Annotated in this window: 11 protein-coding genes; 2 read left to right on the plus strand and 9 right to left on the minus strand. The window is 71.0% G+C overall.

The window, feature by feature from the left end; all coding sequences use genetic code 11:
- Nucleotides 1–2: 2 nt before the first annotated feature.
- From ACFQS2_RS16010 to ACFQS2_RS16050, 9 genes are all read right to left on the minus strand, one after another.
- Nucleotides 3–227: a DUF3046 domain-containing protein gene (locus ACFQS2_RS16010; protein WP_377020401.1), complete on the minus strand. Its 225-nt coding sequence runs from the start codon at nucleotides 225–227 to the stop codon at nucleotides 3–5.
- A 1-nt stretch (nucleotide 228) separates the two neighbouring features.
- A complete protein-coding gene (locus ACFQS2_RS16015; RefSeq protein ID WP_377020422.1) occupies nucleotides 229–534 on the minus strand; it encodes a helix-turn-helix domain-containing protein in 306 nt (101 codons plus the stop codon).
- Between the two features lie 220 nt (nucleotides 535–754).
- Complete coding sequence (locus ACFQS2_RS16020) at nucleotides 755–1237, minus strand: CinA family protein (protein ID WP_377794399.1); 483 nt, start codon at nucleotides 1235–1237, stop codon at nucleotides 755–757.
- Nucleotides 1221–1829 carry a CDP-diacylglycerol--glycerol-3-phosphate 3-phosphatidyltransferase gene (pgsA, locus tag ACFQS2_RS16025; RefSeq protein WP_377794400.1) on the minus strand — a complete coding sequence of 203 codons (609 nt, stop codon included), beginning with the start codon at nucleotides 1827–1829 and terminating at the stop codon, nucleotides 1221–1223. The genes ACFQS2_RS16020 and pgsA overlap by 17 nt, the downstream gene beginning before the upstream one ends.
- An 86-nt stretch (nucleotides 1830–1915) precedes the next feature.
- Nucleotides 1916–4744, minus strand: coding sequence for a DNA translocase FtsK 4TM domain-containing protein (locus tag ACFQS2_RS16030; protein ID WP_377794401.1), 2829 nt, complete (start codon nucleotides 4742–4744; stop codon nucleotides 1916–1918).
- A gap of 269 nt (nucleotides 4745–5013) precedes the next feature.
- A complete protein-coding gene (locus ACFQS2_RS16035) occupies nucleotides 5014–6708 on the minus strand; it encodes a ribonuclease J (protein WP_377794402.1) in 1695 nt (564 codons plus the stop codon).
- A 15-nt stretch (nucleotides 6709–6723) separates the two neighbouring features.
- Nucleotides 6724–7644, minus strand: a complete 921-nt coding sequence (dapA, locus tag ACFQS2_RS16040) for a 4-hydroxy-tetrahydrodipicolinate synthase (RefSeq protein ID WP_377020396.1) — start codon at nucleotides 7642–7644, stop codon at nucleotides 6724–6726.
- Between the two features lie 64 nt (nucleotides 7645–7708).
- The gene (locus tag ACFQS2_RS16045) at nucleotides 7709–10516 is read right to left on the minus strand and encodes an asparagine synthase-related protein (RefSeq protein ID WP_377794403.1); all 2808 of its coding nucleotides are present in this window, start codon (nucleotides 10514–10516) and stop codon (nucleotides 7709–7711) included.
- 157 nt (nucleotides 10517–10673) lie between these two features.
- Nucleotides 10674–11375, minus strand: coding sequence for an HAD-IA family hydrolase (locus tag ACFQS2_RS16050; protein ID WP_377794404.1), 702 nt, complete (start codon nucleotides 11373–11375; stop codon nucleotides 10674–10676).
- 101 nt (nucleotides 11376–11476) lie between these two features.
- Here ACFQS2_RS16050 and ACFQS2_RS16055 point away from each other — a divergent pair, with 101 nt between their 5' ends.
- Both ACFQS2_RS16055 and ACFQS2_RS16060 read left to right on the plus strand, forming a co-directional pair.
- The gene (locus tag ACFQS2_RS16055; RefSeq protein ID WP_377794405.1) at nucleotides 11477–12226 is read left to right on the plus strand and encodes an AzlC family ABC transporter permease; all 750 of its coding nucleotides are present in this window, start codon (nucleotides 11477–11479) and stop codon (nucleotides 12224–12226) included.
- A complete protein-coding gene (locus tag ACFQS2_RS16060; RefSeq protein WP_377020392.1) occupies nucleotides 12223–12537 on the plus strand; it encodes an AzlD domain-containing protein in 315 nt (104 codons plus the stop codon). The genes ACFQS2_RS16055 and ACFQS2_RS16060 overlap by 4 nt, the downstream gene beginning before the upstream one ends.
- The last annotated feature ends 4 nt before the right edge of the window (nucleotides 12538–12541 follow it).

The raw sequence follows: 12541 nt of genomic DNA on the forward strand, positions 1-12541 counted from the left end.
CCTCAGCGCCGTCGCTGCTCGGCGGGGACCTCCCAGCGCTGGGACTCGGGAACGTCCATGGCGTCGCACAGAGCGGTCCACACCAGACGCACCGCGACCCCGCGCTCGAGGGCCTGCTCGGCGGTCAGACCGCCGGTCTCCTCGAGCACGAGGTCGCGTGTGTAGGTGCGGGCCAGGACCGGGCCGAAGACGTGATCGGCCAGTTCCGTGAACTCGCTGCGCCGCACCTCAGCGGGCGCCGACCAGCGGGGCCGCGTCGTCGGCGAGACCCTCGGGCACGGTGTCGGGGATGCTGACGCGCTCGGCGACGGCGAAGCGGTCGGACACCTCGCGCAGGACGAAGGACAGCGGGAGGCCGAGAGCCTCGGTCACGGAGACCAGCAGTTCGCTGGAGGCCTCCTTCTGGCCGCGCTCGATCTCGCTGAGATATCCCAGGGATACACGGGCATCGGAGGACACCTGCCGCAGCGTTCGGCCCTGGGAACGGCGCGCATCGCGCAGGACGTCCCCGAGCTCCTGACGGAAAAGGACCATGGCCTTGCCTCCGTTCCTCTGGTTGATCTGATGATGGTGCACCCCGTGGGTGCGGTGCGTCGAAGTCATCACGATCAGAACAACGCGGCCACCCCCGTGAGTGTTCCCCAGAGTGTAGTGGCCTCGCTCCCAGCGCCCGCTGGGAATTGTGTATGGCGGACCTGGGAGCGCGACGTCCGCGCCACCGCGCCGGATCGATAGCGCTGACCGGCGGATTCGCTCAGTCCTCGAGTTCGGCCGCCAGCTCATCGAGCGCCGCCTCGACCGCCGCGGCCCGGATGCGCGCTCTTCCGCCGCTGAGATGCAGTTCACGCGTTCGCGTGCGGCCCCCGCGGCGAGCCAGGCCCAGGACCACGGTGCCCTCCGCGACGCCGCGCTCGTCCGGGCCGGGCCCGGCGACCCCCGTGGTCGCGACCGCGAGGTCCGTGCCATAGAGCCCGAGCGCTCCCTCCGCCATCGCCGACGCGACCTGCGCGGTCACCGCTCCCGTCTCGCGCAGCAGCCCGGCGTCCACGCCGAGCACCGCCGTCTTCGCGTCGTAGGAGTAGCAGGCTGCTCCCCCGGCGACCACAGCGCTCGCGCCGGGGACGTCCACCAGGCGCGCAACGACCGCTCCCGCGGTCAACGACTCGGCCGTGGCGATCGTCCATCCCCGCTCAGCGGCCCGCGCGATGACGACGGCCGGGTCAGAGGCCATCGTCATGGCCCGGGCCGCCGGCGAGGGCCTCACGGCGCAGTCGCAGCCCGTCCTTCAGATTCACCAGTCCGGACCATACGGTCAGCACGACGGCCAGCAGCACCAGGGCCAGGCCGAGCCAGCGAGCCGGCTGCCACCACAGCTCGAACGGGATCAGGCAGAAGGTGATGGCGACGGTCTGGACCATGGTCTTCGCCTTGCCGGCCGCATTGGCCGGCAGCGCGCCGTACTTGAGGATCGTGAACCGCATGACGGTGATCCCGATCTCGCGCACCAGGATCAGGATCGTCATCCACCACGGCACGTACTCCCACACCGAGAGCATGATCAGCGCGGCCCCGGTCATCGCCTTGTCCGCGATCGGGTCCACGATCTTGCCGAAGTCGGTGATCAGGTTCCGGCTGCGCGCGAGGTGACCGTCGAGGTAGTCGGTGATCATCGCCAGGACGAACACCGCGGCCACGAGCAGCCGCCCACCGATCGACTCGGGGTAGAGCACGGCGAGCACCACCAGCAGGGGCACCATCGCGCACCGCACCATGGTGAGGATGTTCGCGATGTTCCAGAGCGGGACCGGATCCGTGCGGGGTGTGGTCATCGGTGCTCCTGCTGTGCGAGGTGGGCGGCGGGTGGCATCCGGCGGAGCCGGGTGACGCGGCGGGGTGGCGGGCCGGGGCCGCCGGGTCAGCGGCCCGTGAGGCTCCAGGCGTCCTCTCCGTCCCCACCATCCTCGTCGTAGTACTCGGTGGCGGGCTCGGAGCCGTCGTCGGCCAGCGGATCTGCCGCGTATCGGTCCCCGCCGTCGCCGATCCCGGCCGCTGCGGGGGCAGCTGGGTCTCCCTCCGCACCGGGTTCGAGCTCGACTGCCTGGTCGGCAGCGTACGGCTCGTCCGCGGCGGGCTCTGCGGTCTCCTCCCCGCGGATACGGGCCAGAGCCGTCCCCAGCTCGTCGGGATGGACCAGCACATCGCGGGCCTTGGATCCCTCGGAGGGGCCGACGATCTCCCGGGACTCCAGCAGATCCATCAGGCGGCCTGCCTTCGCGAAGCCCACGCGCAGCTTCCGCTGCAGCATCGAGGTGGAGCCGAACTGCGTGGTGACCACGAGCTCCGCCGCCTGCAGCAGCACATCGAGATCGTCGCCGATGTCGTCGTCGATCTGCTTCTTGGCCGCGACCACCGTGACGTCCTCACGGTAGTTGGGCTTCATCTGGGACTTGACGTGGTCGACGACCTTGTGGATCTCCGACTCGTTGACCCACGCACCCTGGACACGCATCGGCTTGGCCTTGCCCATCGGGTGGAACAGCGCGTCGCCCTGACCGATCAGCTTCTCCGCGCCCACCGAGTCGAGGATGACCCGGGAGTCCTGCAGAGAGGAGGTGGCGAAGGCCAGGCGGCTGGGGACGTTGGCCTTGATGATGCCGGTGACGACGTCGACCGAGGGTCGCTGGGTGGCCAGGATCAGGTGGATGCCGGCCGCACGGGCGAGCTGGGTGATGCGCTGGATCGACGCTTCGACGTCGCGCGGGGCGACCATCATGAGGTCGGCGAGCTCATCGACGACGACCAGCAGGTACGGGTACGGCGCGAGTCGGCGCTCGCTGCCCGGCGGCGGGGTCAGCTCGCCGGCGCGGACGGCCTTGTTGAAGTCATCGATGTGCTTGTACCCGAAGGTCGCGAGGTCGTCGTAGCGGGCGTCCATCTCCTTGACCACCCATTCCAGGGCTTCGGCGGCCTTCTTGGGGTTGGTGATGATCGGAGTGATCAGGTGCGGGATGCCCTCGTAGATCGTCAGCTCGACACGCTTGGGATCGACCAGGACCATGCGTACCTCTTCGGGAGTGGCACGCATGAGGATCGAGGTGATCATCGAGTTGACGAAGCTGGACTTACCGGCACCGGTGGCACCAGCGACCAGCAGGTGCGGCATCTTGGCGAGGTTCGCGACCACGTAGCCGCCCTCGACGTCCTTGCCCACACCCATCACCAGCGGATGCTCGTTGCGATGGGCGACGGAGCTGCGCAGCACGTCGCCGAGGACGACCGTCTCGCGGTCCGTGTTGGGGATCTCGATGCCGATGGCCTTCTTGCCCGGGATCGGCGAGAGGATGCGCACGTCCGCACTGGCCACGGCATAGGAGATGTTCTTGTCGAGTGCCGTGACCTTCTCGACCTTGGTGCCGGGAGCGAGCTCGATCTCGTACCGGGTCACCGTCGGTCCCCGGGAGAAGCCGGAGACCTCGGCGTTCACGTTGAACTGCTCGAAGACCTCCATGAGCGCGGCCACGACCTGGTCGTTGACCTCGGACCGCGTCTTGTGGGGCGGGCCTTCGGTCAGGAAGGAGGACTCGGGCAGGGTGTAGACGACGTCGCCGGCGAGCTCGAGCTGCTCGCCCGCCCGGGGCAGGTCGCCCATCGGCGGCTCGATCAGGTCGGGCTCCGACTTCTCCGGCTTCTGCTGCGTCGCGGCGGGCCGGGAGGCGGCCGCGCTGCGGGCAGGCTTGGTGGCGCCGGCCGCCGCGGCGGCACCCGGGGCGCCGGCGGGCATCGGGGTGGTCGCGTCAGGGGCGCCCTTCGCGTCCTTCCCCGGGAAGGTCTTGGCACGGTGGTTCTCGTCCTCCACCACGTCGAAGACCTCTGTCGAGTCGACCGGGGCCCGGCCACGGCCGGCTCCGCGGCGCTTCTTCTTCGCCGTGGCCGCCGCGGCGTCCTCGGCGGTCACTCCCTGCTCGAACGCCTCGTCCCCGGCGTAACCGAAGCTCTCGTGGTCACGACCCGCTGCCTCCGCCTCTGCCTTCTCCTTGCGGCTGCGGCGACGCGGACGCCCGGCGGGCTGAGCCTCGGTCGCCTGCTCGTGGACCTCCGGATCGACTCGGCGCGGGCGCAGGCCGAAGGCGACGCGTTCGGCGTCCTCCTCCTCGCTGCGGCCGACCATCACCTCGTAGACATCGCGCACGCGCGAGGGGATCGACTCGACGGGGGTGGCGGTCAGGACCAGGATCCCGAAGGCGATCACCACGGAGTGGATGACGATGACGGCGACCGGGGGCAGCAGCGCCTCCAGCGGAGCTGCTGCCAGATACCCGAGGACTCCTCCTCCGCGAGCGAGGTTGTCGATCCCGTCCGCCGGAGCCGGCATGCGCGCGGAGACGGAGGCGATCGCCGAGATCGCGGCCAGCAGGAGCGCGATGCCGATCGCGATGCGCGAGTTGGCCCGGACCTGATCCGGGCGACGGAACATCCGGATCGCCCAGCCGGCCGCCAGCAGCGGGATCACCATGGAGGAGATGCCGAAGGTGCCGGCCACCACGGTGTGCACCGCGCCGAACACAGGACCGCCCAGCTGCCACCACTCGACGACGGCCACCAGGGTCGCGATGAGCATCAGGAACAGGGCGTAGCCGTCGCGCCGCTGCTCGGGGGCGACCTCCCAGCGCGCCACACCGATGGAGCGGATGAAACCGCCGACCATCCGGGCGATCGCCAGATAGCCGGAGCGCACTGCGCGCACCGGCAGAGGAAGCGTCGACGGGTCGTGGGCCGCGGAGCCGGCGGTGCGCGAGCTACCGGCAGCCGAGGTCCGTGACGAGCCTTTCGACGCACGTGCGGGGGAAGACGTACGTGTCGCCATGGCACCAGGGTACCGCCCAGCTCGGCCCCAGCCCGGGAGGCTGGGCCTGCGATCAGGCGCTATCTCACCGCTCGCAAGCTCGCAGCACGTCGATCAGGCCCCACTGAACCTCCTGATCTCCTACCGCTCGCAAGCTCGCAGCACGTCGATCAGGCTTCGATCACGATGGGGATGATCATGGGGCGGCGGCGCAGGCGCTGGGAGACGTAGCGGCCGACGACGCGGCGCATGACCTGCTGCAGCTGGTGGGTGTCACGGCGGTTGGACTGATCGGCCACGGCCTGCTCGAGCGCCTTGACGATCTCGGGACGGATCTTCTGGAAGACCACGTCGTCCTCGGCCACGCCGCGCGCGTGGATCTCGGGGCCGGCGATGAGCGAACCGGTCTCCGAGTTGACCACGGCGAACAGGGAGATGAAGCCCTCGTCCCCGAGGATGCGGCGGTCCTTGAGATCCGCTTCGGAGATCTCGCCGACGCTGGAGCCGTCGACGTACACGTAGCCGTTGGGCACCTCACCGACGACCTTTGCGACGCCGTCCTTGAGATCGACGACGTGACCGTCCTTGGCCAGGACCACCCGCTCCGGCGGCACACCGGTGGCTTCCGCGATCTTGCCGTTGGCGATGAGGTGGCGGACCTCGCCGTGGATCGGCATCACGTTCTTCGGGCGCACGATGTTGTAGCAGTACAGCAGCTCGCCGGCACTGGCGTGACCGGAGGTGTGCACCTTCGCGTTGCCCTTGTGGACCACCTCGGCACCGAGCGCCATCAGGCCGTTGACCACACGGAAGACCGCGTTCTCGTTGCCCGGGATCAGCGAGGAGGCGAGGACCACGACGTCCCCGGGGCCCACGCTGACGCGGTGGTCGCGGTTGGCGATGCGGCCGAGCGCCGCCATCGGCTCGCCCTGGCTGCCGGTGCACATCAGCACGACCTGCTCATCGGGCAGGTTGTCGATGCGCTTGACGTCCACCAGGATGCCCTCGGGCACATCGAGGTACCCCATGTCCGCGGCGATGCCCATGTTGCGCACCATCGAACGGCCGACGAAGGCGACCTTCCGCCCATGGGCGGCGGCCGCATCGAGCACCTGCTGGACGCGGTGGACGTGACTCGAGAAGGAGGCGACCACGATCTTCTGGCGTGCGCGGCCGAACACCGCGTCCAGGGTGGGCCCGATCTCCTTCTCGCCGACCGTGAAGCCGGGGACCTCGGCGTTGGTGGAGTCGGTCATGAACAGGTCGACGCCGGCCTCACCCAGTCGCGCGAAGGCGCGCAGGTCCGTGATGCGCCCGTCCAGCGGGAGCTGATCCATCTTGAAGTCACCGGTGTGCAGCACGGTGCCGGCCGGGGTCGAGACATGGACGGCGAGCGCGTCCGGGATCGAGTGGTTCACGGCGACGAACTCGCAGTCGAACGGGCCGAAGCTCTCCTGCTGGCCCTCCTTCACCGCGTAGGTGAAGGGCTTGATGCGGTGCTCCTTGAGCTTCGCCTCGATGAAGGCCAGGGTCAGCTGGCTGCCGATCAGCGGGATGTCGGGCTTCATCCGCAGCAGGTAGGGCACCGCGCCGATGTGGTCCTCGTGGCCGTGGGTCAGCACGATCGCGGCGACGTCGTCCAGGCGATCGCTGATCATGTCGAAGTCCGGCAGGATCAGGTCGACCCCGGGCTGGGCGTCCTCGGGGAAGAGGACCCCGCAGTCGACGATGAGCAGCCTGCCCTCGAACTCGAGCACGGACATGTTGCGGCCGACGTCCCCCAGCCCGCCCAGCGGGGTGACCCGCAGGGTGCCGCGCTTCAGCTTCGGCGGCTGGTTCAGTCGGTGGGAATACGAAGTGGTCATAGAGGCCTCCGAGCCTTATCGCGTGGGGGGTACGCCGTCGGCCGCGTCCAGCGCGGCGGCGAGCGCGCGCAGCTGGTCGGCATCGGCAGGAACATGGGGGCCGCGCATGGCCGCGTGGGGCAGCACGCCCTGCAGGGCGAGAGCGGCCTTGGCGGCGACGGCCCCGGGGATGTGATTCATGATGGCCTCGACCACGGGGGCGAGGCGGTTGTGGGCGTCGCGCGCGGCGACGAGGTCGGACCGGTCCACGGCCTCGACCATCTGCTTCTCGAGGTCACCGGCGACCTGACCGACGACGGAGACCATGCCCGCGGCGCCGATCGTCAGCCACGGCAGGTTCAGGCCGTCCTCACCGGAGTAGTAGGCGAGCCCCGTCTCCGCCATCACCCGAGTGGCCTGGAGCAGGTCCGCCTTGGCATCCTTGACCGCCAGGATCCGATCGTGCTCGCCCAGGCGCAGCAGCGTCTCGTAGGCGAGCGCGGCCCCCGTGCGGCCGGGGATGTCGTAGAGCATGACGGGCAGGTCGGTGGCGTCGGCGACCGCGGTGGTGTGCGCGATGATGCCGGCCTGGCTGGGCTTGGAGTAGTACGGGGTCACCACCAGCAGCCCGTCCAGGCCGAGCTCGGCGTGCGCGCGGGCCAGGTCGATCGAATGGGCCGTGTCATAGGTGCCCACCCCGGCGACGACCTTGATCTCGGGGCCGACGGCCGCACGCACGGCGCGGGCGAGCTCGATCTTCTCGACGTCGGTGAGGGTCGGGGCCTCTCCGGTGGTGCCGGAGACCACGATGAGATCGTTGCCGTGTTCGCTGACGTGCGCGGCCAGTGCCTGGGCGGCATCGAGGTCGATCTCGTGGGCGTCCTCGGTGAACGGAGTGACCACAGCGGTCCCCACGGTGCCGAAGGGCCGCAGGGGGCGCGAATCGGGGCTGGTCATGGTCTCCTCCCGGAAAAGTCGTGGTCCCCGGAGCCTAGTCCAGGCCGGGCCGCGGTCTGTGCCCTCACGCGGGGCCGAGATCGACCAGGATCGCCAGCGGAGTGCGCTGGCGGCCCTGGCCGAGGGGGTTGTCGGCGAACGTCGCCTCCAGGCGCTCGTTCGCGGTCGTCACGTCCGACCCCAGCACGTTGCGGCCGATGTCGTTGGCGTCCATCACGACCGTGCCGGTGAAGCTGTCGCGCACGGCCGCCGGGATCTCGGCGCCGCGGATGGCCGCCGAGATCCGCGCAGAGACGGCGTCGGGATCCTTCGGCGGCAGCTTCGCCGAGACGTTCGAGGGGAAGGCGGAGTACGGGGTCGGCCCGTCGATCGCACGGACGTCGGCCCCCACCACGTGGTAGAAGAGCCCGCGCTTGCCGATCAGTTTGCCCGCGGCTCCGGCCGCCGAGGCGGCGACCACCCGGGGCAGTCCGACCTCGCGCACGGCCAGCTCCATGGTGGTGGGATCGCCCAGTCCGATGCCGGCCGGCGTGCGGGTGACGAACCGGCTGAGGACCCTCGCGGCGGGGCGCGGCGTGATCTCCCAGGTGAACCACGAGCGGCCCTGGGCGATGGCGATGATCTTCTCGCTGATCACGAAGTACCACGGCGCGCCGGCAGGGAGGGCATCGGCGGGGAGGGAGGCGGCGAACCGCTCGACGTGCTCGCGGACCCGCGCCTCGATGTCATCGCCGCGGGCGACCAGCTCGGTCTGCAGCGGGAAGCGGCGCCAGATATGGCCGTCGGCCTCCGTGACCAGGTCGAGCTGCTTGCCCGGGTTGGCCGTGTAGTCGCTCTTGGCCTCGGCCGCCTCGTCCGGATCCGCGGTCGGCGCGGTCGTCGTCCGTGCGGCGCGGGCCGCAGCAGGCTCAGCAGGCCCACCAGAGCCGGCCGGGCCACCCGACTCGGCCAGGGTGGAGCTCTCGGGGGCGTCGATGTAGGTGCGCAGCCACAGCTCGAGGTTCAGCAGGCGCCAGAAGACGCCCGTGTCGTGGGTTCCCGGGTTCGCCAGGAAGTCGTCGAACAGGGCCAGCACGCTGGGGGCGTCGACATAGGGCCGATCGGCGAAGCTCTCCGAGGCGAAGACCTCCCGCACGGCCGGGCCGAGGTCGCGGAGCCACTCGTCCTCGGCGGAGGCGAGAACGCCGGCTCCTGCGGCACCGGCGCCGGCATCGGCATCGTGTCGGCCCCGATGGTCGGTGCTCGCACCGGGCACGATCCCGTCCATCGCCTCACGCAGGATCCCGTAGCCGCGCCCGCCGGCGAGGAAGGCCGACTCCTCGAGGGAGAACAGGAAGGCCAGCAGCTCCTTGTCGAGGAAGGGCAGGCGCCCCTGGACCCCGGAGCGCCTCGAGAACCTGTCGTGCTCGCGCAGCAGCGCCGGCAGCGAGGTGCGGAACACGTCCTCCAGCAGCCGCTGCTTGAGGTCGTCCTGGACGAGGCTGAGCGTCTCGGCGCTGTGCTCCTCCACGAAACCGGAGTTCAGCAGCGCGTCGACCGGCACCGCGGCGCGTCCGGAGCGCCGCCGCGCGGCCGCGCGCAGGAGGTCACGGGAGGCGGCGAGCTCACGGGCCAGCGGGGCGAGTCTCCTCTGGCGGCGCAACTGTCGCAGGTACACCCGGTGATGTCGCTCGTCCCCGGCCATCGTCTGGCTCGCTCCGAGGCCGTCCAGCAGCGCCGTGACGTGCTGGCCGGCCTCGCGCAGGACCGCGTACCGCGCATATGGAGCGCTGGAGGCGGCCGGCTCCTCCTGAGCGCGGACCGCCTCGCGGAGGTCCTCGAGGTCGCCCCCGGCGCCCGGGCGCACCTCGTGTGCGGCGATCTGGTCCTGGTAGTCGGCGAGCAGGGAGTCCACGTCGGAGGTGTCCTGGTCGACGGCGCCGATGGGGGTCGCGCGGAGAACGTGCTGGCGGGCACCGACGGCGCTGTATGCCTCGTCGTCGGGCTCCTCGCGCAGGTGACGCGCGATCACGGCGGCGATCGCCGAGGAGCCCAGGTCGCCGGAGACGGAGGTGCCCACGGTCCCGTCGGATGTCAGGCGCAGACGGATCGCGTGCTCGAACCGCTCCCGGTACTCGGCGACGGTGCCCTCGTCGACGGGCCGGCCGGGGCGCGCGGCGATCCGGCGCAGCTCCTCCTGCAGGCTCGAGAACTCGGTCACCTCGGCGGACGCTGTGCTGCCCGTGCTGATTCGCAGGACCTGGCCGGGCAGGAGCCGGCGCACACCGTCGAAGAAGGTCCGGGAGTCCTCGTCGTGAACGCCGAACTGCAGGTAGCGGTAGACGGTGCGGTCATCCGGTGCGGCCTCGAACTGCTCCGCGGCCAGCAGGGCGGAGATCTCGGACGCGAAGAGGAGCTGGGGACCTCGCCCGCCGTCGCCCAGCCAGTAGTAGAGGGGTTTGATCCCGACCTGGTCGCGAGCCAGGACGAGCTCGCCGGTCTGCGTGTCGTGGATGGCGAGCGCGAACATGCCGTTGAAGCGGTCGTAGGCGGCGGTGCCCCATTGCGCGTGCGCCGCCAGCACCACCTCGGTGGCCGTGTCGGTGCGGAAGCTGTGGCCGAGCTGCTCAAGCTGCGTGCGCAGCTCCCGGTGATTGTGGACCTCGCCGTCGTGGACGATCGTGTACCGGCCGTCCGGTGAGGCCATCGGCTGAGTGCGGTCCGGGCTGCGGTCGTTCGGCTCACGATGCACCAGAGAGGCCTGGTCGGTGACGACGAGGGCCTCGTCCTCCGGGACGGTGCGGGCCCCGTCGTGGGCCAGGGCGCCGGCCATCCGCCGGGCGATGCCCTCGGTGTCGGCGCCGAATCCGTAGCTGCCGGAGATTCCGCACATGGGACGAGTCCTTTCGAGGGGGACGGCACCGGTCATCGGCCCGGCGCTGCAGCAGCCGCCCGGCGCCGCGCCACAGGTGAGTGTCGGGCCGAGATCGGCAAGCCGCCTGAGCTTATCAACGCGGTCCCGGCGCACAGGCCCGACGCGGCGAGGCGTCTCAGCTGCCGCGGCGCGAGAGCACGAGGTCCCCGTCGCTGACGCGGATCTCGAGGTCGTCCAGCGACGTGACCAGGGCGTCCGCGATCGGCGCCAGATCCGCGGCCGGGGTGGTGCTGGTCACCGCGACGGTACGGGCACCGGCGTCGGCGCCGGATCGCAGGCCGCCCACGGAGTCCTCGACGACGATGCACGCGCCGGGTTCCGCCCCGAGACGCTGGGCACCGAGGCGGTAGGGCTCCGGGTCCGGCTTGCCACGGGTGACCTGGTCCGCGGTGACCATGTCCGGTGGGACGGGCAGACCGGTCGTGGCCCAGCGGGCCTCGAACAGGGGCGCGGTGCAGGAGGTCACGATGGTCCAGGTGGCCCGGCCCAGCTCCTCCGCAGCGGCATCGAGCTCGCGCAGCAGCCGCTCGGCGCCCGGCAGGGTGAGGATCGAGCCGACGTCGGCGATCTCGAGCGCCTCGACGCGGGCGTGGGCCTGGTCACGCTGTTCCTCGGTGAGCTCGGGCAGCAGCTCCGCGAGGACCTGGCGGGCCGGCTTGCCGTGCATGTCGTGGCCGAACTCCACGCCGGCGTCGTACTCGCGCAGCAGCGTGTTCCAGGCGCGTTCGACCGCCGGTCCGGAGTCGATCAGGGTGCCGTCCATGTCCAGCAGCAGCGCTCGCGCGCGCAGCGGGAGCTCATCGACAGGAGTGGGCACGTCAGGAGTGTCCGGGGTGGCCGTCATGGCCCTACGTTCTCACATCGCGAGGCGGACGCGAAGGCAGTGTCCTCCCTGGTGACCGTACAGTGTCGACCATCATGACGACCGCTTCCTCCTCGGCCGGCCACAGCGGACCGGAGCTCCCCCTGCGGCTCCGTGCGATACGCCGCACCGGATTCTCGATCGGCCTCGCGACGGGCCTGTACGGCATCTCCTTCGGAGCACTCGCGACGGCCTCGGGGCTGGACGTGTGGCAGGCGATGGTGCTCTCGGCGGTGATGTTCACCGGGGGCAGCCAGTTCGCCTTCGTCGGCGTGATCGGCGGGGGCGGCTCCGCCGCCGGGGCGGCCATCGCCTCGGTGCTGCTGGGGGTGCGCAACACGCTGTACGGGCTGATCCTCGCGCCGTCCTTCGCCCGCGGCGGATGGCGGGGTCTCGCGCGGACGCAACTGACGATCGACGAGTCCGCTGCCCTGGCCGCCTCCGGCACCACCGACGAGGAGAGGCGCGCCGGCTTCTGGGCCGCCGGTCTCTGCGTCTATGCCTTCTGGAACCTGTTCTCCCTGGTCGGCGCGGTCGCGGGGCAGTATGTCGCGGATCCCGGGGCGTGGGGGCTCGACGCAGCGGCCGCCGGAGCGTTCCTGGCCCTGCTGTGGCCGCGGCTGTGCGGCGGAGATGCCGTGGCGATCGCGGTGGCCGGTGCCTTCGTCGCCCTGCTGGCCACCCCTGTGCTGCCCTCGGGGCTGCCCGTGCTCGCCGCGGCCCTGGTAGCCGTCGTCGCAGGGCTCCTGCCGTCGCGACGGGGCAGTGCAGAGCGCCCCCACCGTCCCGAGGAGGAACGCCGATGAGCACGCTGTGGATCGCGGTGATCGCCGCCTCGGTCATCTCGTTCGCCCAGAAGTGGCTGGGCTACCAGGCGCCACCGGACGTGCTGGAGCGTCCCCGGGTCGCGCGCATCACGTCCCTGCTGCCGATCGCACTGCTGGGTGCGCTGGTGGCGACGCAGACGGCGACCAGTGGAACGGAGATCGTCCTGGATGCGCGTCTGGCCGGTCTGGGCGTCGCGGTGGTGCTGCTGGTGCTGCGCGCACCGTTCCTCGTGGTCGTGATCGGTGCGGCTGTGGCCGCGGCGGGGCTGCGCGCCCTCGGATGGGCCTGACCCG

Origin of the sequence: Brachybacterium sp. GCM10030267 (assembly GCF_042666875.1) — a bacterium.
Lineage (GTDB): Bacteria > Actinomycetota > Actinomycetes > Actinomycetales > Dermabacteraceae > Brachybacterium.

Bases quoted from the DNA above. Each gene is read 5' to 3' on its own strand.
- ACFQS2_RS16020 (WP_377794399.1), bottom strand. From the start codon at position 1,237: ATGACGATGGCCTCTGACCCGGCCGTCGTCATCGCGCGGGCCGCTGAG.
- ACFQS2_RS16035 (WP_377794402.1), bottom strand. From the start codon at position 6,708: ATGACCACTTCGTATTCCCACCGACTGAACCAGCCGCCGAAGCTGAAG.
- ACFQS2_RS16055 (WP_377794405.1), top strand. From the start codon at position 11,477: ATGACGACCGCTTCCTCCTCGGCCGGCCACAGCGGACCGGAGCTCCCC.
- ACFQS2_RS16060 (WP_377020392.1), top strand. From the start codon at position 12,223: ATGAGCACGCTGTGGATCGCGGTGATCGCCGCCTCGGTCATCTCGTTC.
- ACFQS2_RS16045 (WP_377794403.1), bottom strand. From the start codon at position 10,516: ATGTGCGGAATCTCCGGCAGCTACGGATTCGGCGCCGACACCGAGGGC.
- dapA (WP_377020396.1), bottom strand. From the start codon at position 7,644: ATGACCAGCCCCGATTCGCGCCCCCTGCGGCCCTTCGGCACCGTGGGG.
- pgsA (WP_377794400.1), bottom strand. From the start codon at position 1,829: ATGACCACACCCCGCACGGATCCGGTCCCGCTCTGGAACATCGCGAAC.
- ACFQS2_RS16015 (WP_377020422.1), bottom strand. From the start codon at position 534: ATGGTCCTTTTCCGTCAGGAGCTCGGGGACGTCCTGCGCGATGCGCGC.